Source organism: Rhizobium sp. NPDC090275 (genome assembly GCF_044772225.1).
Lineage (GTDB): Bacteria > Pseudomonadota > Alphaproteobacteria > Rhizobiales > Rhizobiaceae > Rhizobium.
The window spans coordinates 98,764-121,003 of sequence record NZ_JBIVYL010000005.1 but is presented as its reverse complement, the minus strand read 5'-3'; the positions used below and the strand labels follow the sequence as shown (position 1 = coordinate 121,003).

The following is a 22,240-nucleotide window of genomic DNA, read 5'->3' as shown; positions in this document are numbered from 1 at the left end:
TAGCGGGCCGCTCGCGCCAACCTCCCCTTCGCCCCATAGGGGAGAAGGTGCCCGAAGGGCGGATGAGGGGGGCTACACGGTAAAACGCCTAAGACGGCGAATTACATCAGCAATCAGCTGGCAAACCGCCCGGCATCGGCACCGTAATAATTCACATACCGATCCGAAATGCTCGCGATCGGCAGAACGATCAGCACATCCGTCGTGTTGAACGCCTTGTCCACCACCGCGGTGGAGCCGACCATGGCGCCGAGGCGCAGATAGCCCTTGATCAGTGGCGGCAGCGCCATCAGCGCGCGCTTCGGATTGACGGCTTCGACCGGCATCAGGTCCATGTCGCGGGCGAGGTGCGGCAGCGCGTCGACGGCCCACTCGTCCTTGGCCGCGACGTTGTGGCGCAGGAAGGAGAGTGCCAGCGCATGCTGTTCCGGGTGAATGCCGGGGAAGGAGGCGCAGCCGAACATCGCGCTCATGCCGTGCTTCAGCGCATAGGCCCAGTTGCCCTGCCACAGAAGCTCGACGATGCGCTTGGTGCGGTAGTCCGGCAGCACGCAGGAGCGGCCGAGTTCCATGAAACGCTTATCCGGATGGCGCGCGATCAGCGTGTCGATGTCGAATTCGGAAGCCGAGTAAAAGCCGCCATTGGCCATCGCCACCTCCTGCCGCAGCAGGCGGTAGGTGCCGACGATCTGATCCTCGCTGTCGCCCTCGATCGAGCGATCGAGCACCAGAAGGTGGTCGCAAAAGTCGTCGTAAGCGTCGAAATCCCGCTTGCGGCGCATCGCTTCCGCAGGCAGTTCGGCCTTCATCTCGTCGACGAAAACACGGTAGCGCACGGACTGCGCGGCATCGATTTCGCCAGGCGTACGGGCAAGGCGTGTCTCGAGATTGCCGATCCGGCCGAACACGTCGCTCTCGATCTGTTCGGCTTTCCGCGCACGGGGAAGAGCCTCGACGAGGGTGTCACGGTTGCAGATATCTACGGACATGACGAATCTTTCATTGCCGGCTTTAGGACGCCATAAAACACTTATATGCGACAGCAAAGTGACATTTTAAACCCCCAGATACGCAAGAAACACATGGGTGGCTCTGGCGCTACAATGCCTCCGCGCGGCGTGCGGAGAGCGCGGCGACAGCCTGAACTTCCGTCAGCAGCCGTATGGGGTCTATGGGTTTCAGCATGACGCGGTTTGCCCCATTCAGCAAGACTTGACGACGCGATTCATCGCGTTTGTCGGCGGTGAGAACGATGATCGGCACCGAGGGAACCTCAAGCCGGCGTTCATGGCCACGTAGCCGGCCAATCATTTCGATCCCGTCGCCGCCGGGCATGGAAAGATCGCTGATGACGATATCCGGCCGCACGCTGCCTTCCGCCAGCGCCGCATCGAGCAGCGCCTCGAAATGCTCGACATGCTGCACGCTGTGGCCGGCTTTTTCGAGCATGGCGCGGATCAGCATGGCGTTGATCGGATCGTCCTCGGCGAGCACGATCTTCAGCCCGCTCTGAATGCCCGCCTCGGGGATGCCGGGGCTGAAGCCGGGCTGGTTGTCGTTCAGCGCGTCGCGCTTTTCCATGCCGCGCATGCGCCCGCGCAAGACGTCGATCAGCGACTGTTCGCGCAGCGGCCGGATCAGCCAGGCGTCGAAGAGGTCGAGCGAATGGGCGTTGCGCTCTTCCGGATTGACCAGGAAGATCTTGCGCAGGCCAAGGGCTGCGATATCCGTCCGGTCGGCGAGGTGTGCGGCGAATTCGGCCGACATGCGGTGGTCGACGATGATGTCGGTCGGACGCCTTCCGTTGGCCGCCATGTCGAGCAGGATCCAGCGCGCCGTCTCGCCATCCTCGACGAAGTGGCATTGGCCGCCGAGCGTGCGGATGGTCTCGGAAATCGCCATGCGCGCCGCGCCGGCCGGCGCCAAGAGCACGACGAGATTGCCCGAAAGCAGCGTGTCGCGGCGGGCCACGGGCTCGTCATCCCCTTCGGTGCGGAAGCGGATGCAGAACTCCGTGCCGGTGCCCTTTTCGCTGGCGACCGTCAGCGCGCCGCCGAACTCGCGCATGATGCGCGCCGAGATGGCAAGGCCAAGGCCGGTGCCGTTGCTCTTCTCCACCATGGTGCCCGCCTGTTCGTATTCGCCGAAGACACGCGCCTGTTCTTCTTCCGTCATGCCCGGCCCGGTATCGGTAACCGTGATCGCAAGCTCGCCATCCTGCAGCGACACGCGAATGAACACGCCGCCGACCTGGGTGAATTTCACCGCATTGCCGATGACGTTGAACAAGACCTGGCGCAGGCGCGCCGCGTCGAAATTCATGAGTTCGGGAACATCCGACGACACGGTCGAGCCGATCTCGATGCCCTTCTCGTGGGCGCGGTGGGCGAGCATCTCGACGACGCTCTCAAGCAGCTTGCGCACCGATTCCGAGCGCGGGCGCAGCTGGAAGCGCCCAACCTCGATGGTCGAGAAATCGAGGAGATCCTCGACCAGCTGGGTCAGCGCATGGCCGGACTGGCGGATGCCGGTGAGGTAATTGTCCTGCTCCTGCGTCATCCGCGTCTCGGTCAAAAGATGCGTCATGCCGAGAATGCCTGAGAGCGGCGTGCGCAGCTCGTGGCTGACGGTGGCAAGCAGCCGCGACTTCGAGGCGCTGTTGAACTCCGCCTTCTGCCGGGCCTCCTCGCGCTCTTGGGCAGCGATCCGATCGGCGGTCACGTCGCGGGCGATGCTGTGCAGCAAAAGCTTTCCGTCCGAGGGGTTGCGGGTGACGACATCGCGCCAGAAGAAGATGCGTTGACCCTCGGGCGTCGACATCTCGACATCGTAGCGGTGCGGCTCCGTGCCGGGGCGAAAGGCGATGCCGATCTCCTCGCAGGTCTGTCCGATCGGGTTTAGCCGCCCGGTCAGCCGTCGGAACATGTCGTTTGCGGCAACGATCCGTCGATCCATCGTGCGCGTCACGGTGATGTCGCCCAGCGCATCGTGGATGCTGGCGAACAGCGCCGCATCGCTTCCGCCGCGCACGCTATCATCGCCAGCGCGGGCCTTGATGTGATGGCGGCGGGTGGAGACGACGGCGAAGCTGACGACCGCGGCAAGCACCAGCGCGCCGATGCCGATCGCGACCCAGAGCAGGCCGCCCATATAGCCGAGCGCGAGCAAGAGGATAGCAGAGAGAATGCCGGCGCCGCCGAGCCAGCAGGAGATCAGCTTGCGCGCGGAGGGGGCGACGACGGGGCTGTGTTCGGGGGTAGCAGGGGACATGTCAGCCGGGATCGCGGCCTGCTCATCTTGAGGATGAGCGGCAGGCGCGCCGAAGGCAGCGGCAAGCTTCTCGTGTAACTGACCCAGTCCGACCATAGGTTCAAATTAGCACGCCGGCTGTTCCAAATGCCTTCAGTAAACCGCTAAGATTTTACTTATCGGCGGTCTTGGGTTGCAATAGCTCGTCCAAAATCACGCATCCCGCGCCGATGGTGATGAAACTATCGGCCAAGTTGAAAACCGCGAACGACCATGTCTCGGTATAGAACAGGATGTAATCGATCACGTGTCCATAAAGGAAACGGTCGAGGAGATTGCCCAGCGCGCCTGAAATGATCAGTGCGTAGCCGAGATGGGCGAAGGTGCGCTGCTTGCCCGTGCGATGCCAGAGCCAGAGCACGAAGGCCACGATGATCAGACGCATGCCGACGATGAACCAGCCGTCCATGCCTGAGAGCATCGAGAAGGCGACGCCGAGATTGTAGGTGCGGTAGAGCGCCAGCATCGGGATGACGTGGACCGCTTCTTGAAGCGGCAGCGTGTGATCGACCACGATCTTGATGATCTGGTCGAGCACCACGGCAAGAACGACGAAGATCAGGATCGGCAGCGGGCGCGAAAACAGCGTCGGGCGGTCTAGCGTCTGATCGGTCATTTGGCCTCGGTGAGTGAGAGAAGGTGGCGGCGTGCCTCAAACATCATGACGGCGCTGGCGACCGCCAGATTGAGCGAATCCGCCAGGCCCTGCTGCGGAATGCGGGCAAGCGCGTCGGCTTCGCGCGCAAGCTGCTCCGGCAGGCCGGACTGCTCGTTGCCCATCAGGATGACGACGGGCTTCGCCTTGTAGTCGATCGTGCGGTAGTCGACGGAGCCTGCCAGATGCGTGGCGACCAGCGAAACGCCCGCCTGCTTCTTCCAGGCGATGAACTCCTCCGGCGTCGCGCGCGACACCGGCATGGCGAAGACCGAGCCCATCGTTGCCCGTACGGTCTCGAGCGAAAACGGGTCCGTGGTCTCGCCGACCAGGATGACGCCGGAAGCGCCGGCCGCATCGGCGGTGCGGATGATCGTGCCGAGATTGCCGGGATCGCGAACCCGGTCGAGTGCGATCCATGTCTCGCCCTTGGCCGGACGAATGTCGCGCAGCGGCTTCCAGCGGTTTTCGAACACGCCGACCACCATCTGCGGATTGTCGCGGCGGGTGATCGAGGAGAGGACCTTCTCGCTGACCTCGAGCACCAGCCCGCCGGAGGCAACGGTCTTTGCCGCCATCTGCTCGACCAGCGGCTTGCCCTTGGCGGCCTTGGCGTAGACCAGCGTGCGGATCGTCCAGCCAAGCTCGATCGCGTCGATCACGAGCTTCAGGCCTTCGGCCATGAAGGTGCCGCTCTGCTCGCGGGTCTTCTTGTCGCTGAGCGCCTTGATGTCCTTGATGATGGGATTGGCAAGCGAGGTGACTTCCTTCACCTGGCCGACCCTGCGCGGACCGTTGTCGCGGTGTTCGTGGCTCATTTCGGCACCCAGCGGGAAAAGAGGGATGTGGAGAGCGCGCGGCCCGGCGTGTTGCCATCAAGCCCGGCTTCGCGGATCACCAGCTCTCCGGATTCGACCACGCCGCCGGCTCCGCGCATCGTCTCGCGCATCAGCTCGTGGATGGAATAGAAGCTGGCGCGGATCGAATAGGCCGTCAGCACGAGGCCGACAGCCTTCGGCGACAGGATCTCGCGGCAGATGTCGAGCATGACGGGCAGGTGCTCGAACAGATGCCAGACTTCGCCATTCGGCCCGCGGCCGAACTTCGGCGGATCGGTCAGAATGATGTCGTATGTGTTGCCGCGGCGCTCCTCGCGCAGAATGAACTTCATCGCGTCTTCGCAGATCCAGCGGATCGGCGCCTTCTCAAGCCCGCTCATCGCCTGGTTCTCGCGCGCCCAGCCGATCGCCTTCTTCGAGGCATCGACATGCGTGACCTCGGCGCCGGCGGCAGCCGCCACCAGCGAGGCAACGCCGGTGTAACCGAAGAGGTTCAGCACCTTCAGCGGCCGGCCGGCGGCTTCGACCTGCTGCTTCATCCACGTCCAGTGAACGATCTGCTCGGGAAACACGCCGACATGGCGAAACGAGGTGAAGCGGCCGAGGAAATCGACGCCGAGAAGATTGAGCGGCCAGGTCTCGCCCAGCGCTTCCTTGGGGAAACGCCAGCGGCCGGTGCCTTCTTCATCGGTATCGCCGGTAAAGGCCGCATCGACCTTGTCCCAGACATGTTTGGGCAGCGATGGCTTCCACAGCGCTTGTCCTTCCGGACGAATGATCCGGTAAGGGCCGTATTGCTCGAGCTTTTCCCCATTGCCGCTGTCGATCAGGTGAAAATCGCCGGCGCCGAGGGATTCGAGAATGATCGGCACACGCTCGGGCGGCCGGTCACCGGTGCGCTCCATCAACGGGCGCTCCAGTGCTGCGGGCGCGGAGGCGGGCTCGCGCGGGGCCTGTTGCGGCGCTGCGGGTCTGTTCGCGGGCTTCGGCGGGCGGCTGTTGCCGCGCTCGTCGCCGCGTCGTCCACTGGCGGGGCCCGTGCCGGATTTCTGGCCCGGCCGGCGTTCTTTTTGTCTCAACGTGGTGTTCCGCGTGCTGAATTTGATAGAGCCCGTGCAAATAGCATCCCATTTTCACCTTGGCAAAGCGCTTTCCCGCCGCGATATGTTCGACAAGGTGAAAATGGGAGGATTGTGATGGACTTCGTCGGACAAGAGCGGATTACCGCGCCGCGCGACGTCGTGTGGGCCGGCCTCAACGATCCCGATATCCTCAAGGGATGCATACCCGGCTGCCAGTCGTTGGAGTTTACCGGTCCGAACGAGCTCGTCGCCACGATCAGGGTCAAGATCGGCATGGTGCCGCTGACCTTCACCGGCGAAATCCGGGTCTCCAACATCGATGCACCCCTGAGCTACACGCTGTCAGCCGAAGGCAAGGGCAGCATCGCCGGTTTCGCCAGGGGATCGGCCGATGTGACGCTCGAGGACGACGGCGGCGAAACCATCCTGCATTATCGCGCCGGCGCCGATGTCGGCGGCAAGATCGCCCAGCTCGGCGCCAAGCTGATCGATTCCTCCTCGCAGAAGCTCGCGCAGCGGTTCTTTTCCGATTTCAATGCAGCTGTGAGTGCCAAGGCGGCCGAATAAAAGCTGCTGCCGTCCAACGAGGTAATTGGCAGCCCATCCCGTCTCGGCTACATCCATAACCATGCACTGGACCATCCGATCGCCAGAAAAGGCCGACCTGGAAGAACTCGCGGATATCTATCTCGCGGTGCGTCGCGATACCTTCACCTGGGTGGCCCCGCAGGTTTTCCGCCACGAGGATTTTCACGCGCATACGCAGGGCGAACTTCTGTGGCTCGCCGAAATGCCGGATGGCGAGATCGCGGGCTTCATGACGCTGTGGTCGCCCGATGACTTCATCCATATGCTCTACATCAGGAAACAGTATCGCGGCCTCGGCATCGGCCAGGCTCTCCTGAAAGCGCTGCCCTACTGGCCGGACAAGACCTATCGGCTGAAGTGCCTCGACCGCAACGAACACGCCAAGGCCTTCTATCGCGCCCGGGGTTTCGTGGTGACAGGCAAGGGCTCATCGCGTGAAGGCGAATACGAAGAGATGACCTTCTTCCCCGAGCGCTGATCGCGTCACTGCATCTGCGGCTTGCGCAGGAAGCTGTTGCGGTCGGCCGAGCGCACGCGCAGCCAGGCCTCGCGGCCGTCTCTCAGGATGCGCATGGGGATCTCGGCGCCGGCAGGGCCGCTGCTCCAGATCTTGCGGTAGAAATCGGCCAGCCCATCGACCTCGCCGTCGCGGATTTCCGAGATCACGTCGCCGCGCTTGAGCCCGGCCTGATCCGCCGGGCTACCCTCCGCGACGCTCATCACGATCACGTCGCCGTTGCTTTCGGCCGAGAACGCGCCGAGCCACGGACGCGCCGGCTTGTTGACCTGCCCGCGCGTGGTCAGGTCGTCAAGGATCGGTGTCAGGAGGTTGATTGGAACGATCATGTTGATATCAGCCACCTCGCCACCCTGGCTCATCTGCAAGCGCAGCGAACCGATGCCGATCAGCTTGCCGTCGCCATCGACCAATGCCGCTCCGCCCCACGAGGGGTGTGCGGGCGTGGTGAAGATCGCTTCGTCGAGCAGATATTCCCAATAGCCGGCGAATTCCTGCTTGGCGACGATCTTGGCATCCACGAACTCGCCGATCCCGTCGATCAGCGTCACCGATTGCCCAAGCTCGGCCAAGGTGGCATCGCCGAATTCCAGCGCCGGCAGGTTGAGAGGGCCCAGCGCCTGAAGCAGGCCGAAGCCCGTTTCCTGGTCGTAGCCGAGCGGATGCGCCGCGACCACCCGTCCGTCATGGGCGGTGAGCCACACTTCCTCGGCCTCGGTGATCAGATAGCCGATCGTCAGCACCAGGCCGCTGTCCTTGATGACCACGCCGCTGCCCTCGCGCCGGGTGCCGAGCGTATCGGCAGTGTACGCATCATCGGGAATGATGCCGCGGACGGCGACGACCGATTTCAGGATCTGATCTGTGTTCATGGTTTCATCCTCATGAAGCGACGCGCTGAGGCAGTGAAACTGCTTTCGGAAGAAAGGCGCAACGGGTTCTATTGGACATAGCTATGAAGACAGATGGCGCGGTGCAAGGGCTTGGCAAGCCGAAATATGTCTTGCGGAGGTGTTGTCTCCGACGCGCTTAGGTGGCTGCAAGTCGCTTCTTCAGGAAGAACCTAGCAGGCGTCTCCTGATCACCTTCTAGGCTTCCAAAAACCTCGAAACCGAGCTTCTCGTAAAACGGTCTTGCCTGAAATTCGAAGGTGTCGAGAAACAAGCCGAGATAACCGCGTTCGCGTGCGATGGCCTCGGCGTGGCGCATCAATTGCGATCCCAGCCCCATGCCGCGGAATTCTTGCGGCACCACCAGGTATTTGATGAACAGCCAATTGTACTCATCACGAGCGTAAAGCCCGCCGATCACCTCTCCGCCTTCTTCCTTGCGAAGGAGAATAGCGAGATGAGGCTTCTCAGCGATATGCGCTGTCCATGGTGCATTGTATTCGAGCAGGATGTCTAGGAGACGGTCCGTGTCGTGATCATCCGGCTCGCCATCGACGATATCGACGAAGGGCACCATCACCGCGACGGCAGCTGTCCGGCGATTTCTTCCGAGCGCGCCTTGTGGCGGTCGGCTTCGCCCTGCCAGCGCACGGCTTCCTTGGCCTCGCTGCGGGCGCGCTTACGATGCTTGCCCTGGTTCATCCAGGTCACCGCCGAGCCGGCGAACATGCCGATGATCAGCGCGATAAAGAGGAACACGAAGAACGGCGCCGAGAGCGACAGCACCTGATCCTCGGGGCGGAACGGATTGAACGCCAGCGTCACGCTCTGGCGGTTGGCCACGCAAAAAATGATCAGGATGATGCCGAGCGGCAGCAAGATCAGGAGGTTGATAATCTTCTTCGCCATCGCAGGCCTCCACATGCATGCGCAGGCTCACTGCGAGCGGCGCATTCTTTCAGCCACAGGATAGAAAAGACCTCGTGAAGTTCAAGTGCGGTTTCGCCGCAGCCGGACCTATAGGCGGCGATCAGTCGTCTTGATCGGCCTGTCCCGGGTTCAGCCGCTCGCGCAGCTCCTTGCCGGTCTTGAAGAAGGGGACCCACTTCTCCTCGACGAACACCGTGTCGCCGGTGCGCGGGTTGCGGCCCGAGCGCGATGGACGGTTCTTGACGGAAAAGGCGCCGAAACCGCGCAGCTCGACGCGGTTGCCCGCCGCCAGCGCATCGGTGATCTCGTCGAGAACCGCGTTCACGATATTTTCCACATCGCGATGGTAAAGATGCGGGTTGCGAGCCGCAACTATCTGCACCAGCTCGGACTTGATCACGGTGGCCCCCTTAAATTATTGATTTCTTATCAATCATGGCCAACCTGCCAAACTGAAACGAGCCCGTCAAGAAGCAACTTCTGCGGCAGAATTCCCGTGAGGTCCTGGCTTCTGGCGAGATCGCCGTAACCGAGAACTGTCAGGATCTGCGATGCCGCGCCTGCAAGCAGGAACGGCGTGCTGCTCTTCTTGTTCCAATCGATCTCAGGCAGGTCCTTGCTGACGTTCTTGGTGGCCAGATAGGCGCGGATTTCGTCGTCGCCGCCGAGCTGGTCGATGAGCTTCATCTTCAGCGCCTGGCGACCGGTAAATATGGTGCCGTCGGCGAGCTTCAGCACGTCCTCGCGCGGCAGCTTGCGGCGATCGGCGACCAGATCGACGAACCAGGCATAGCTGTCGACGATCATGTTGTTGATCATCGCCTTGGCTTCTTCGCTTGCCGGATGGAAGGGCGAGGGCTCCGCCTTCAGCGGCGAGGATTTGATCTCCTCCATCGAGACGCCGATCTTGTCGAGCAGCGGCTTGACCTGCGGATACTGGAAGATCACCCCGATCGAGCCGGTGATCGAGCTGTCGCCGGCGATGATCGTATCGCCTGCTGTCGCGATCATGTAGCCGGCGGATGCCGCAAGTGTGCGGACATCGGAGACGACGGGCTTCTTGGCGGCGATCGCCCGGATCGCCTTGAAGATCCGCTCGCCGCCATAGGTCGTGCCGCCGGGCGAGGAAATGGAGACGACCAGCGCCTTCACCGCGTCTTCGTCCTTGATCTTGGCGAGCCGCTCAAGCAATTCGCTGTCGTCGGTGATCAGGCCGGAGATCGTCACATGCGCGACATGAGGACGCCTGTTTGCATTGTCGGCGAACAGAAAGCCGTAAATCGCCAGCGCAAGCGCGAGAAGAAGCAGTACCGCCACCACGCGCCAGAAGCCGACCTTGCGGCGCAGCCTGCGGCGATCTGCGATCATGGAGCTGTCCATTTATTCCTCCGGTCGGCAAGTCTGACGCAACTCTTCTTACGTAGAGTGCATAGATATGCGTTAACGCTGTGTCGATTGGTTTTGCGGTTTTCTTGCTTGTTGCAGAAAAAAATCCATATTGGCAAGTCAGTGTAATAATGCGAAATGAACTGTGATCGGGCGAAAGCGCTCCCTATATACGCCGTCCTATCACCGACACGGACCGAATGAATGCTCAACACCTTGGATAATGGCGGACAGGCTGCCTATGCGAAGCCCGCGCAAAGTGCCTATGGCGCCGCGCGGTTTCACTCAGCCCGCGTTCGCCGGCTGAAGGTTCTGCTGCCGGTCGCCGCCGTGGTCGTGTCGCTCGCCTTCATTGGCGTCTCCGTCATCCGCACCTATTTGCCCGAGAACATCAAGATCGAAGGCGCCAGGATCGAAAACGGCAAGGTCGTGATGCTGAAGCCGGCGATTGCCGGCCGCAACGCTTCCGGTATCAACTATTCGATGCTCGCCGAACGCGCGCTGCAGGACATCAAGAACCCGAACCTGATCTCGCTCGAGACGGTCAAGGCGGTGGTTCCGGTCAAGGATGATGTGGTCGCCCGCGTCGAGGCGACGACCGCCGATTATGATCGCGCGACCGACAATCTGAACATCACGTCTCCCTTCGTCATCAACATGAGCGATGGCCTGACCGCCAAATTCCAGACCGCGCAGGTCGATGTGAAGGGCGGAAAGCTTACAACCAGCGACCCTGTCGACATCAAAAAAGATGGCGCTTCGGTTGTTGCGCGCTCGCTCAAGATGACAGATAAGGGACGGACGATCACATTCGAGGGGAACGTTCGAATGAATGTGAACCCCACCGCTATCCGCAAACAGGGCACTTAACCCGGGTCACCATGGCAAAAGATTGTCGCATTTCTACCCGCAAGGCGGGCGCAGTATTCACGAACGGTGCGCTTGCACTCCTGCTGTTGGCCGGAGCCGCGATGGCGCAGGCGACGACCAGCCAGATGAGCGGACTGAAGCTCAACAAGGATCAGCCGATCCAGATCGAAAGCGACAAGCTCGAGATCCACGATCAGGAACACACCGCCGACTTCACCGGCAACGTGAAGGTCGTTCAGGGAACGACCACGCTGCAGGCCGGTCACATGACCGTCTTCTACAAGGCGAAGGCCGCAGCCGATGGCAGCGCGCCCGCGACGAAGGCGTCTGAAACCCCGTCGACGCCGACATCCTCGATGTCGTCGGGCAACACCGACATCGACCACATCATCGTGACGAACAAGGTGTACCTCACCTCGGGCACCCAGACCGCGACCGCCGATAACGGCTCGTTCGACATGGCAAAGCAGCTCTTCATCCTGAAGGGCGACAAGGTCGTTCTGACCGACGGCGGCAATGTCTTCACCGGCTGCCAGCTGACGGTGCACATGGAAACGGGTCAGGCACAGTTGGACAGCTGCGGGGGGCGCGTCCAGATCCAGCTCGATCCTCAATCCCAGAAAAAGAACTGACCCCGGCTGCCACGTGAAATTATTCTCGCTATCGAATATGTTCGGCAAGACCGGGCAACAGGCCGCCGCAGATGGCGCCGTTGACAAGAGCCGCTATCAGGGCACCCTGATCGCGCGCGGTCTGACGAAGACGTACAGCACCCGGCGCGTCGTGAACGGCGTGTCGCTGGTCGTGCGTCGTGGCGAGGCCGTCGGCCTGCTCGGCCCGAACGGCGCCGGCAAGACGACCTGTTTCTACATGATCACGGGCCTCGTCCCTGTCGATGAAGGCACGATCGAGATCGACGGCAATGACGTCACGTCGATGCCGATGTATCGCCGCTCGCGCCTCGGCGTGGGCTATCTGCCGCAGGAAGCCTCGATCTTTCGCGGGCTGACGGTCGAGGAGAATATCCGCGCCGTTCTCGAAGTGCATGTGAAGGACAAGGCCGCGCGCGAAAAGAAGCTCGACGAGCTGCTCGACGAATTTCATATTCGCAAGCTGCGCAAGAGTGCGGCGGTCTCCCTGTCCGGCGGTGAGCGCCGCCGCCTGGAAATCGCCCGCGCACTGGCGACCGACCCGACCTTCATGCTGCTCGATGAACCTTTTGCGGGCGTCGATCCGATCTCGGTCTCCGATATCCAGAACCTCGTCCATCACCTGACGGCGCGCGGCATCGGTGTCTTGATCACCGACCACAATGTGCGCGAGACGCTCGGGCTGATCGACCGCGCCTATATCATTCATGCGGGCGAAGTGTTGACGCATGGCCGGGCAAACGACATTGTTAACAATGCCGAAGTCCGCAGGCTTTATCTCGGCGACAACTTCAGCCTCTGATCGCTCATCTTTTTTTGATCACGAGTCCCTTTGATCATGGGGCTCCCGCAGCGGAAATTCACCTTCCCGCATAGTTCCGCTTGACCAAATAGAATAAAAAAGCAATTTTTGGGCCAACTTGGATATCAGTGGCCTTAGCCCCGTTATAGGACACTGTTTCCCGGAGGAACCGAGCGGGAGTTTTGCGTCCATCATGGCACTTTCGGCCAATTTATACCTGCGCCAAAGCCAATCGCTGGTGATGACACCACAGCTGATGCAGTCCATCCAGCTGCTTCAGATGACGCATTTCGAGCTCAATCAGTTCATCGCCCAGGAAGTCGAAAAGAACCCGCTGCTCGAGTTTCCGTCAAATGACGCCGAAACAGGCAGTGATCGCGCCGGCGATGACGACGACGGCCATTCCCGCCAGGCCGAAGAACAAAGCTTCGACGAAGATTACGACAGCCGCTCGGAAGTGATGTCCGGCGATTGGTCCGACCGCGCAGATGGCGCCGGCGCCACAAGAATGAGCGACGAGCTCGACGCCAACTATGCCAACGTCTTCCCTGATGACGGCGTGCCGCAGCGCGCCGACGCGCCCGAACTGATCAGCCAGTGGAAATCGATGCCGGGTGGCGGCGAGGGTGGTGCCGATGGCTATGACCTCGACGATTTCGTCGCCGGCCAGGTCTCGCTGCGCGATCATCTCGCCCAGCAGATGCCTTTCGTCCTTCCCGATATGGCCGACCAGTTGATCGGCCAGTATCTCGCCGACCAGCTCGACGAGGCAGGCTACCTCCACGCCGATCTCACCGAAGCGGCCGAGCGGCTGGGTGCCGGCGCTGCGGATGTCGAGCGGGTTCTGGCCGCGCTACAGACGCTCGATCCGCCCGGTGTCTTCGCCCGCAACCTGTCGGAATGCCTGGCGATCCAGCTTCGGCAGAAGGATCGCCTCGATCCGGCCATGCAGGCTTTCGTCGGCAATCTCGAATTGCTGGCCCGTCGCGACTTCGCGACGCTGAAGCGGCTTTGCGGTGTCGATGAAGAGGATCTGCTCGACATGCTGAGCGAGATCCGCCAGCTGAACCCCAAGCCGGGCAGCGGCTTCGAGACCGCGGTGTCGGAGGCGATCATGCCCGACGTCGTGGTTCGTCCCAGCGCCGACGGCAGCTGGCTGGTGGAACTCAACCCGGACACGCTGCCGCGCGTGCTCGTGAACCAGGCCTATTTCGCCAAGGTCAACAAGACCGGCGATGATCACGCCTTCCTGTCGGAGTGCCTGCAGACCGCCAACTGGCTGACGCGCAGCCTCGATCAACGCGCCAAGACGATCATGAAGGTGGCGACCGAAATCGTCCGCCAGCAGGATGCCTTCCTGCTCCACGGTGTCGATCATCTGCGCCCGCTCAATCTGAAGACCGTGGCGGACGCGATCAAGATGCATGAATCGACCGTCAGCCGCGTCACGTCGAACAAGTACATGCTGACGCCGCGCGGCCTGTTCGAGCTCAAATACTTCTTCACGGTGTCGATCAGCGCGGTCGAAGGCGGCGACAGCCATTCGGCGGAAGCCGTCCGTCACAAGATCCGCGCACTTATAGCGCAGGAAAGCCCCGACGCCGTACTCTCAGATGATGATATCGTTGACATCCTAAAGGGGAGTGGGGTGGAGCTTGCCCGCAGGACGGTCGCGAAGTATCGTGAAGCCATGAATATCGCTTCTTCCGTCCAGCGCCGGCGGGAAAAGCGAGCGCTCGCGAAGGTCGCGGGCTTCTGAGGAGTTCGGTCTGTTGCGGCCGACGCGTCCCGCCCCCGCGAGAAAACAGGGCGTGTGTTGACTTTTTGGTAACTTCTGGCTAGAAGCCGCGCCAAATTGACGCTGTGAATGGTGTCTGAGGTTATCCCCATCAATCCTAAGGGCGCCCACTGCCGAGAACTTCGGCCGATCTTGCTTGAGATTGCGCGAAGTGCTTGGATGAGAGTCAGGCTTGGCGTAAACTGGTACTCGCAAACCACATAAGAAGGGAAACTCCATGAGTGTGCGTGTATCCGGTAAACATATGGAAATTGGTGACTCGTTCCGTCAGCGGATAGAGGACCAAATTGCCGTGGCCGTCACGAAATACTTCGACGGAGGGTATTCTGGTCAAGTGATCGTACAAAAGGCCAACGCCCGTTTCGCCGCCGATTGCAAGGTTCATCTCGACAGTGGCGTGATTTTGCACGCGGCCGGCGAGGCAATGGATCCGCAGTTGGCATTCGACGCCGCTTCCGAGCGTATCGAGAAGCGACTTCGCCGTTACAAGCGCAAGCTCAAGGATCACCATGCCGGAAATCATCTGAATGGTTTTGCAGAAGTCGCCTACACCGTCATGGATGGCATGCCGGATCATGACGACGAGATCGCCGATGATTTCGCACCAGCGATCGTTGCCGAAAGCACCAAGCAGATGAAGACCATGTCCGTCGCGACCGCCGTGATGGCGCTCGATATGACGGACGAGCCCCTGCTGCTCTTCCGCAGCCCGGGTAACGAACAGTTGAACATCGTTTACCGTCGGCACGACGGCAACATTGGCTGGATAGACGCAGCCAACATCAAAAGCTGAGAAAACGGAGCGGAGCGGCGGGCATCTGCCGCTCCCCCGGCTTGGCACAAAAGGAAAAAGAAATGGCTTTGGCAGATTTGCTGCAGCAGAATGCGATCATTCCCGCTCTCAGGGTCAACTCCAAGAAACAGCTCCTGCAGGAATTGTCGGCCAAGGCGTCGAAAGTCACCGGGCTGTCCGAGCGCGAGATTTTTGACGTTGTCCTGCAGCGCGAGCGGCTTGGTTCCACCGGAGTCGGCAATGGCATCGCCATTCCGCACGGCAAGCTGGCAAGCGTCAATTCCATCGTCGGCATCTTCGCGCGTCTCGACCAGCCGGTCGATTTCGAAGCGCTGGACGATCAGCCGGTCGATCTCGTCTTCCTGCTCCTGGCGCCCGAGGGCGCCGGCGCCGATCACCTGAAGGCCCTGTCGCGCATTGCCCGCGTCCTGCGCGACCACGATCTCGTGGCCAAGCTGCGCGCCACCGACAGCGCCTCGGCGATCTATGCCTTCCTCAACGAAGAGCAGACCTCAAACGCGGCTTGATCATCTCCAATTCAAATGAAAAGAGGCGCCGGATTGCTCCGGCGCCTCTTTTTGTTTTGGCTTAGCCGATCGGCTCAGAACTCTTCCCAATTGTCCTGCGCGACAGCTGCCGATCCATGCGATTGCGCGACAGCGCGGCGCGGGGCAGGGGCGGCTGCCTGGCGGTAGCTCGGCTGCGACGACGGGCGATAGCTCGGTGCCGCTGCCGGTGCCCGCATCTGCTGGGCGGTCGAGCGCAGCGATGCGCCATGGTTGGCGTTGCTGACGCGGAAGCGGGCGACGAGATGCTGCAGCGTCTGTGCCTCTTCGTTCAGCGTGACGCTGGCCGCGGTGGTTTCTTCGACCATGGCGGCGTTCTGCTGCGTCACCTGGTCCATCTGGTTCATCGCCTGGCTGACTTCCTTCAAGCCGATCGCCTGCTCGCTGGCCGATGCCGAGATCTCGCGGATCAGACCATTGATGCGCATCACCTGCTCGGAGATGTTGTGCAGCGTATCGCCGGCGCGGCCGACGAGATCGACGCCTTCCTTGACCTGGACGGCCGAGGTGTTGATGAGCGTCTTGATCTCCTTGGCGGCGTTCGCCGAACGCTGGGCCAGCTCGCGAACTTCCTGGGCTACGACCGCAAAGCCCTTGCCGGCTTCACCGGCACGCGCGGCTTCGACACCCGCGTTGAGCGCCAGCAGGTTGGTCTGGAACGCGATCTCGTCGATGACGCCGATGATGCGCGACACCTCGGTGGAGGACTGCTCGATCCCGTGCATCGAGGCGATCGCCTTGCGCACGACATCGCCCGACTTCTCGGCATCCTCGCAGGCGTGGTTGACGTTGTCGGCGGCGGTGCGGGCATTGTCGGCGCTGGAGTTGACCTGTGCCGTCAGCTCGTTCAGGGCCGCAGCCGTCTCTTCCAGGCTTGCCGCCTGCTGTTCCGTGCGCTTGGCGAGGTCCGAGGCGCTGCCGCTGATCTCGCTGGTGCCGGAGCCGATGTTGACGACGCTGAGGTTCATCGTCGTGATGGTCTCTTCAAGGGCGGCCAGCGCCGCGTTGAAGTCCTGCTTCAGCTTGCCGTATTCGCCCGGGAATTCGTCGGTGATGCGGTGGCTGAGATTGCCCTGCGACAGCTCGGACAGACCGGCGCCGACGATGGACACGATGTGACGCTGCAGCGAAACCGACTGCTGACGTTCGCTTTCCGAACGACCGCGCTCGTCTTCCGCTTCCTGGCGCTGGCTCTTGGCTTCGGCTTCGAGACGGCGGCTGTCGGCGAGCGCATGGCGGAAGCCTTCGAGCGCCTTGGCGACCGAGCCGGTTTCATCCGAACGATCCTGGCCGACGACCGGCTGCTCGTAGCGGCCTTCGCTCAGCATCTTGACGCTGGCGACGAGGCCGCCGAGCGGCTTCTGCACGAAGGCGCGGACGGCGAAGTAGAGCGCCAGCATGACGGCCGCCAGAACGACGATGCCTGCCACGATCATCATGAAGGTCTGGTCCTGCACCGGCGCGTTGATCGCGCTGTGCGGCACGTCGACGAGGATCACCCAGTTGGTGTTCACGTCGGGGAGCGCAAAGGGATAGACAACGCGGTCGAACTGCTCGCCGCCATCGATCGAGAGGTTCTTGACGACGGCAGGCGCAAGCGTTGAAAGACCAGCCTTGACCGCATCGGCACCTTCACCCTCGTAGGGCTTCATCGCCAGATCCTTGGACGGCGCGACGATCCAGTTGCCGCCCTGCGAGAGCAGGGTCACGCGGCCGGTGCCGAAAGGATGCAGGCCGCCGAGCTTGTCGGCGAGCGACTTCAGCGAAATGTCGACGCCGCTGACGCCGATCATCTTGCCACCCGACATGACGGGATAGGCAATCGAGGTCATCGCGGTGTTTTCGCCAGTGGTGCTTTCAGCGTAGGGCGAGGAGATCGCGCCCTTCTTGCTGGCGGCGGCAAGGCTGTACCATTCGGCCTTGTAGTCCGATCCGAATACCGAGAACGTGAAGCCGCCGTCCTTCTTCTTGGTCCAATAGGCGTTGAAGGCGCCGGTCTTGTCCGAGCCCAGGTCCGTGCGGCCGGCAAGCGACGGCGACTGGCCGTCGAAGGCGTTCGGCTCTTCGCCGAACCAGCTGCCGAAGGCGAACTGGTTGCGCTCGACATTGGCCTTCAGCATATCGACGATCGCCTTGCGATCGAGATACTTGCCTTCGTGGCCGCGGCCGATGACGCCGGCCATGGAGCGCGCCGCGCCCGCAAGTTCGCCGACCGAGGAAGCGACCTCGTTGGCGATTGACTTCGCCTCGAGATTGGCCTGATCCATGGTCAGCGTTTCCACGCGATCACGGGTTTCGCCGATGAGGAAGAAATTGGAGATCAGGAGAACCAGTGCGATCGCGCTGCCGGTGATCACAATGAGTTTGGCCGCAAGCGATTTCATGCGAAAGATGAACATGCATTCCTCGGGGGGATCAAGGATGGGCCAGGCGAAGCATCCGCCGGCACAAGAAGCGAGGGCGGGCTTCATCATGGAGCCGCCGTGGCGAATGCCGCATCCCCTTTGAGAAGAAGCCGGCGATCACGCGGAAGATCGCCGGAAACCTATTAAATTTGAGTGAAATGCGATGATAATTCGACCAATCGCAAGCAAACGCATCGCCGATGTCGTCGGCGGATAACGCCTATAGTTTGTTTGCGACGTCTTCGCGCGAGGGAATGGATGGCTGGGCACCGGCCTTGAGGCATGCGAGCGAGCCGGCAACGGCCGCGCGGCGCAACGCCGGCTCGAAATCGATCCCTTCGTCGAGGCTGGCAGCGAAATAACCACAGAAGGTGTCACCCGCGCCGACCGTATCCACGGGCTCGATCTTCAAGCCCTTTGCCCGCGATATCACGCCATCGCGGATCGCGACCACGCCATCGCCGCCAAGCGTCACGATCAGCGTCTGACCCGTCTCGGCGTTGAGGCGCTTCAGCGCGGCTTCGCGATCCTCAGCGCTCATGTTTTCCTGCCCGGCCAGGAGCTCGAATTCGGTCTCGTTGGCGATGACGATATCGGCAAGGCGCCCGAGGCGCGCGGCATCGTCGATCAGCGGCGCGAGATTGAGAATGGTGGTCACGCCCTTGGCGCGCGCGGCAGCCAGAGCCTGCTCGACTGATGGAACCGGGATTTCCAGCTGCAGCATCAGCGTGTCGCCCTTGCTCATCGCGCCGACGGCCCGATCGGCATCCTGCGCGGTGACCGTGCCGTTGGCGCCCGGCACGACGGCGATCATGTTCTCGCCGTCTCCGCCCACGAGGATGATCGCGGTTCCGGTCGGCTGGTCGGCGCGCTTGACGGACTGGAGATCCGTGCCGGCGTCCTTCAGCAGCGCGAGCGCCTCGTCCGAAAAGCCATCATGGCCGACGGCACCCGCCATGGTCACGCTGCGGCCGGCGCGACGCGCGGCCAGCGCCTGGTTGGCGCCCTTGCCGCCGGCGGCCGTCGAAAAGCCGTTGCCGGCCACCGTCTCGCCCGGCTTCGGAAGCCGTTGCGTCGTGGCGATGAGGTCCATGTTGATGGAGCCGAAAACGGTGATCATGCGAGGTGTCCTTCCCAGTGCTTTTGTCGGGCGCGACACTGCCGAAGGCCTCACTCGTCGTCAACCACCCTTAGCTTGAGAAGCCCCGTTCTGCTCTCCACGGATTTCGACGCCGGTGCACTTTCATCCGCAACGCGGCCTGCATCCGCTCCCTCGAATTCCAGCGCCTCGATCTTGGCGCCGCGCTTGGTCAGCTTGTCGGCCGAGGTGACGATCATGTCGACATCCTTCTGCGCCATGGCGAAATGCCCCTGCAGCTTGCGCACGCGGTCGTCGAGACGGCCGAGATCATCCATCAGATTGGCGACTTCGCCCTGGATGACATGCGCCTGCGCCTGCATCCGCTGATCCTTCAGCACCGCCTGGATGACCTGGATCGACAGCATCAGCAGCGACGGCGAGACGATCACCACGCGGGCCCGATGCGCCTTCTGCACGATCGCTTCGAAATTCTCGTGAATTTCCGCGAAGATCGATTCCGACGGCACGAAGAGGAATGCGGTGTCCTGCGTTTCGCCCTGGATCAGATACTTCTCCGCGATATCGCGGATATGGATCTCCATATCGCGCCGTAACTGCTGCGACGCGGCCTTGGCAAGATCCGGCCCGCTCGCCTCGCGAATGGCATTCCATCCTTCCAGCGGAAACTTGGCGTCGATGACAAGCGGCGGCGCGCCATTGGGCATCCGGATCGTGCAGTCCGGGCGTGAGCCGTTGCTCAGCGTCTGCTGGAAGGCATAGGCGCCGATCGGCAGGCCATCGGCAACGATCGTCTCCATCCGCGATTGGCCAAAGGCGCCGCGCGTCTGCTTGTTGGACAGGATCGCCTGCAGCCCGACGACGTCCTTGGCGAGCGTCTGGATATTGTTCTGCGCCGCATCGATGACCGCCAGCCGCTCCTGCAGTCTCCTCAGGTTCTCATGCGTCGACTTGGTCTGCTCCGTGATGGTGGTGCTGACCCGCTGCGACATGCCATCGAGGCGCTGGCTGATTGCCTGGTTGAGTTCCGATTGCCGAGAGCCGAACACCTCGGCCATCGCCGCCATCCGGCCCTGCATTTCCGATTGGATCCGCAACAGTTCCATCATCCGCGCATCCGCCTCGGCGGCTCGCTCCAGCGCCTCCTCGGCCTGCTCGCGCCGAGCCTGGCCGCCACGAACCAGCAAGGCAAGCATCAGGACGATCACGATGGCCAGTGCCGCGCCGGCAAGGGCAAGCGACATGGGGCTGAGACCGGAAAGGGTGGCGGAAAACGACTCGGTGCTGGTTGTCATCTCGGCACCATAGCAAAGTCGTGCAGCTTTTCCAGATCAAAACGTGAACATCGTAAATGGTCTTACGGGCGGCGCGTGCTGCGGCATTCGAGCACCAGCTAAGAAATAACCGCATAATTTAACACTTGCGAAACTATATTCGGCAAAAGCTGCGCGAAAATTGCCCTTCATCAAATGCAAAAGCAGAAATATATTATGAGCAGCCAGCAGCCTGAAAACGGTCTCAAGCAACGCCTCGATTTCATCGAACTGGACGACAACGCGCGGCAATCGCTGCGCCAGATGCGTCCGGCGATTTCGGAGCTGCTGAGCGGCGCGCTCGAACGATTCTACGGGAAGCTGGCGCGCACGCCCTCGGTCGCGAGCTTCTTCTCCGACAAGTCGCATATGAATAGTGCCAAGACCCGGCAGGAGGCGCATTGGGCCAATCTCGCCGGTGGCAATTTCGACGAGGCCTACGTCAAGGGCGTCGTCGCGGTCGGCAAGACCCATGCGCGCATCGGCCTCGAGCCGCGCTGGTACATCGGCGGCTACGCGCTTCTTATGAGCGATCTGATCAAGGGGCTGATGGCCAAGGAATGGCCGTCGCGCTTCGGTCGCGGCCAGGGCAAACTGCTCGCCGAAAAGCTCACCGCCGTCGTCAAGGCCGCGATGCTGGATATGGATTATTCGATCTCGGTCTATCTGGAAGCGCTGGAAGAAAAGCGGCTGAAGCTCGAAGAGGAACGCCAAAAGGCAGAAGCCGATCAGGCCATGGCGCTGAGCCATCTCCGTCGCGGTCTCGAAGCGCTGTCGCGCGGCGACCTCGAAGCTACCTTGCCGGCTGATCTGCCGGGCAACTTCAAGGATATGGGTGACGACTACAACCGCGCAGTGGCCGCCCTTCGCGCCTCCTTCGCATCGGTTCGCGCCACATCAGGCGAAATCCTGCGCGGCACCGATGTGATCGCCAAGGGCTCGGACGATCTGGCGTTGCGCACCGCCCAGCAGGCAGCCGGCGTCGAGGAAAGCTCGGCTGCCCTGCAGCAGCTCTCCGTCAGCGTCGGCCAGACGGCATCCAACGCCGAAAAGGCGTCGGCGGCCGTGCGCGAAACGCAGCAGAAGGCGAAGAACTCCGGCGAACTGGTCACCAGCGCCGTCTCCGCCATGGCCGGCATTGAAAGATCGTCGAGCGAGATCACCAAGATCATCGGCGTTATCGACGATATCGCCTTCCAGACCAACCTTCTCGCGCTGAATGCGGGCGTTGAAGCAGCGCGCGCGGGCGAAGCCGGTAAGGGCTTTGCCGTCGTCGCCCAGGAAGTCCGTCAGCTGGCACAGCGCTCGGCCGATGCCGCCAAGGAGATCAAGAAGCTGATCTCCGAGAGCTCCGCGCAGGTCAACCAGGGCGTCGATATCGTCAGCAGCACCGGCGAGTCGCTGAGCGACATGATCAATCGCATCGACAACATCAGCAGCTTCGTTGCCGATATCGCCGCCGCCGCACGCGATCAGGCGACCGGCGTCAACGAGGTCAGCGTCGCCATCCGCAACATGGACACCATCACCCAGCAGAATTCGGGCATGGTGGAGCGCACCTCGTCGGAAACCCGGCGCCTCCGCAACGAGGTGGAAGGCCTGGTCGGCCTGCTCGAACGGTTCCGCACCGACAGCGCCAGCCACTCCGGCTATCAGGCCGCGCCCCGCGCCGCCTGAGGCAAAAGCGTCGAAATTGCGAAGGCGGCGTAAAAAAGCGCCGCCTCCGGCTATCGGATAATTCCATCCCG

Annotated in this window: 22 protein-coding genes; 9 read left to right on the top strand and 13 right to left on the bottom strand. The window is 62.1% G+C overall.

Going from position 1 to position 22,240, the window contains the following annotated elements; all coding sequences use genetic code 11:
* Positions 1-113: 113 nt before the first annotated feature.
* From ACIQUB_RS14410 to ACIQUB_RS14390, 5 genes are all read right to left on the bottom strand, one after another.
* Entirely contained in the window at positions 114-989 is an 876-nt protein-coding gene (locus ACIQUB_RS14410) for a GNAT family N-acetyltransferase (RefSeq protein WP_113237506.1), read from the bottom strand.
* A 109-nt stretch (positions 990-1,098) separates the two neighbouring features.
* Positions 1,099-3,366, bottom strand: coding sequence for an ATP-binding protein (locus ACIQUB_RS14405; RefSeq protein WP_113237507.1), 2,268 nt, complete (start codon positions 3,364-3,366; stop codon positions 1,099-1,101).
* A 55-nt stretch (positions 3,367-3,421) separates the two neighbouring features.
* Complete coding sequence (gene lspA, locus ACIQUB_RS14400; protein WP_047507075.1) at positions 3,422-3,925, bottom strand: signal peptidase II; 504 nt, start codon at positions 3,923-3,925, stop codon at positions 3,422-3,424.
* The gene (locus ACIQUB_RS14395) at positions 3,922-4,782 is read right to left on the bottom strand and encodes an RNA methyltransferase (protein WP_113237508.1); all 861 of its coding nucleotides are present in this window, start codon (positions 4,780-4,782) and stop codon (positions 3,922-3,924) included. Before ACIQUB_RS14395 ends, lspA begins: the two co-directional genes overlap by 4 nt.
* Positions 4,779-5,882: a class I SAM-dependent methyltransferase gene (locus ACIQUB_RS14390; RefSeq protein ID WP_113237509.1), complete on the bottom strand. Its 1,104-nt coding sequence runs from the start codon at positions 5,880-5,882 to the stop codon at positions 4,779-4,781. The genes ACIQUB_RS14395 and ACIQUB_RS14390 overlap by 4 nt, the downstream gene beginning before the upstream one ends.
* Before the next feature lie 117 nt (positions 5,883-5,999).
* Between ACIQUB_RS14390 and ACIQUB_RS14385 the strand changes: the two genes are divergently transcribed.
* Both ACIQUB_RS14385 and ACIQUB_RS14380 read left to right on the top strand, forming a co-directional pair.
* On the top strand, positions 6,000-6,452 hold the full coding sequence (locus tag ACIQUB_RS14385; protein ID WP_113237510.1) for a carbon monoxide dehydrogenase subunit G: 453 nt from the start codon (positions 6,000-6,002) through the stop codon (positions 6,450-6,452).
* 61 nt (positions 6,453-6,513) lie between these two features.
* Positions 6,514-6,951, top strand: coding sequence for a GNAT family N-acetyltransferase (locus ACIQUB_RS14380; protein ID WP_113237511.1), 438 nt, complete (start codon positions 6,514-6,516; stop codon positions 6,949-6,951).
* Between the two features lie 5 nt (positions 6,952-6,956).
* Here the strand turns inward: ACIQUB_RS14380 and ACIQUB_RS14375 are convergent, their stop codons facing one another.
* The 5 genes from ACIQUB_RS14375 to sppA form a co-directional block, all read right to left on the bottom strand.
* Positions 6,957-7,862 carry a S1C family serine protease gene (locus tag ACIQUB_RS14375; protein ID WP_018898210.1) on the bottom strand — a complete coding sequence of 302 codons (906 nt, stop codon included), beginning with the start codon at positions 7,860-7,862 and terminating at the stop codon, positions 6,957-6,959.
* Between the two features lie 157 nt (positions 7,863-8,019).
* Positions 8,020-8,457: a GNAT family N-acetyltransferase gene (locus ACIQUB_RS14370; RefSeq protein WP_113237512.1), complete on the bottom strand. Its 438-nt coding sequence runs from the start codon at positions 8,455-8,457 to the stop codon at positions 8,020-8,022.
* Complete coding sequence (locus tag ACIQUB_RS14365) at positions 8,457-8,789, bottom strand: LapA family protein (RefSeq protein ID WP_018898212.1); 333 nt, start codon at positions 8,787-8,789, stop codon at positions 8,457-8,459. Before ACIQUB_RS14365 ends, ACIQUB_RS14370 begins: the two co-directional genes overlap by 1 nt.
* Positions 8,790-8,910: 121 nt before the next feature.
* The gene (locus ACIQUB_RS14360) at positions 8,911-9,210 is read right to left on the bottom strand and encodes an integration host factor subunit beta (RefSeq protein WP_018898213.1); all 300 of its coding nucleotides are present in this window, start codon (positions 9,208-9,210) and stop codon (positions 8,911-8,913) included.
* 29 nt (positions 9,211-9,239) lie between these two features.
* A complete protein-coding gene (sppA, locus tag ACIQUB_RS14355) occupies positions 9,240-10,190 on the bottom strand; it encodes a signal peptide peptidase SppA (RefSeq protein WP_113010997.1) in 951 nt (316 codons plus the stop codon).
* Positions 10,191-10,400: 210 nt separating this feature from the next.
* Here sppA and lptC point away from each other — a divergent pair, with 210 nt between their 5' ends.
* The 6 genes from lptC (at position 10,401) to ptsN (ending at position 15,636) form a co-directional block, all read left to right on the top strand.
* Entirely contained in the window at positions 10,401-11,066 is a 666-nt protein-coding gene (lptC, locus tag ACIQUB_RS14350) for an LPS export ABC transporter periplasmic protein LptC (protein WP_112941011.1), read from the top strand.
* Positions 11,067-11,077: 11 nt separating this feature from the next.
* Complete coding sequence (locus tag ACIQUB_RS14345; protein ID WP_112941010.1) at positions 11,078-11,698, top strand: LptA/OstA family protein; 621 nt, start codon at positions 11,078-11,080, stop codon at positions 11,696-11,698.
* Between the two features lie 37 nt (positions 11,699-11,735).
* Positions 11,736-12,518 carry an LPS export ABC transporter ATP-binding protein gene (gene lptB / locus ACIQUB_RS14340; protein ID WP_047507090.1) on the top strand — a complete coding sequence of 261 codons (783 nt, stop codon included), beginning with the start codon at positions 11,736-11,738 and terminating at the stop codon, positions 12,516-12,518.
* A gap of 193 nt (positions 12,519-12,711) precedes the next feature.
* Positions 12,712-14,277 (top strand): RNA polymerase factor sigma-54, encoded by a 1,566-nt coding sequence (gene rpoN / locus ACIQUB_RS14335; RefSeq protein WP_113237513.1) that lies wholly within the window; start codon positions 12,712-12,714, stop codon positions 14,275-14,277.
* A gap of 256 nt (positions 14,278-14,533) precedes the next feature.
* Complete coding sequence (gene hpf, locus ACIQUB_RS14330) at positions 14,534-15,109, top strand: ribosome hibernation-promoting factor, HPF/YfiA family (RefSeq protein ID WP_026282950.1); 576 nt, start codon at positions 14,534-14,536, stop codon at positions 15,107-15,109.
* A gap of 62 nt (positions 15,110-15,171) precedes the next feature.
* On the top strand, positions 15,172-15,636 hold the full coding sequence (gene ptsN / locus ACIQUB_RS14325; RefSeq protein WP_018898220.1) for a PTS IIA-like nitrogen regulatory protein PtsN: 465 nt from the start codon (positions 15,172-15,174) through the stop codon (positions 15,634-15,636).
* A gap of 74 nt (positions 15,637-15,710) precedes the next feature.
* Here ptsN and ACIQUB_RS14320 read toward each other — a convergent pair whose 3' ends face one another.
* From ACIQUB_RS14320 to ACIQUB_RS14310, 3 genes are all read right to left on the bottom strand, one after another.
* On the bottom strand, positions 15,711-18,074 hold the full coding sequence (locus tag ACIQUB_RS14320; protein ID WP_113237514.1) for a methyl-accepting chemotaxis protein: 2,364 nt from the start codon (positions 18,072-18,074) through the stop codon (positions 15,711-15,713).
* A 226-nt stretch (positions 18,075-18,300) separates the two neighbouring features.
* Positions 18,301-19,200 carry a ribokinase gene (locus tag ACIQUB_RS14315; RefSeq protein ID WP_113237515.1) on the bottom strand — a complete coding sequence of 300 codons (900 nt, stop codon included), beginning with the start codon at positions 19,198-19,200 and terminating at the stop codon, positions 18,301-18,303.
* A gap of 50 nt (positions 19,201-19,250) precedes the next feature.
* The gene (locus tag ACIQUB_RS14310) at positions 19,251-20,474 is read right to left on the bottom strand and encodes a DNA recombination protein RmuC (protein ID WP_113237516.1); all 1,224 of its coding nucleotides are present in this window, start codon (positions 20,472-20,474) and stop codon (positions 19,251-19,253) included.
* 195 nt (positions 20,475-20,669) lie between these two features.
* Here ACIQUB_RS14310 and ACIQUB_RS14305 point away from each other — a divergent pair, with 195 nt between their 5' ends.
* The gene (locus ACIQUB_RS14305; protein ID WP_402930373.1) at positions 20,670-22,169 is read left to right on the top strand and encodes a methyl-accepting chemotaxis protein; all 1,500 of its coding nucleotides are present in this window, start codon (positions 20,670-20,672) and stop codon (positions 22,167-22,169) included.
* The last annotated feature ends 71 nt before the right edge of the window (positions 22,170-22,240 follow it).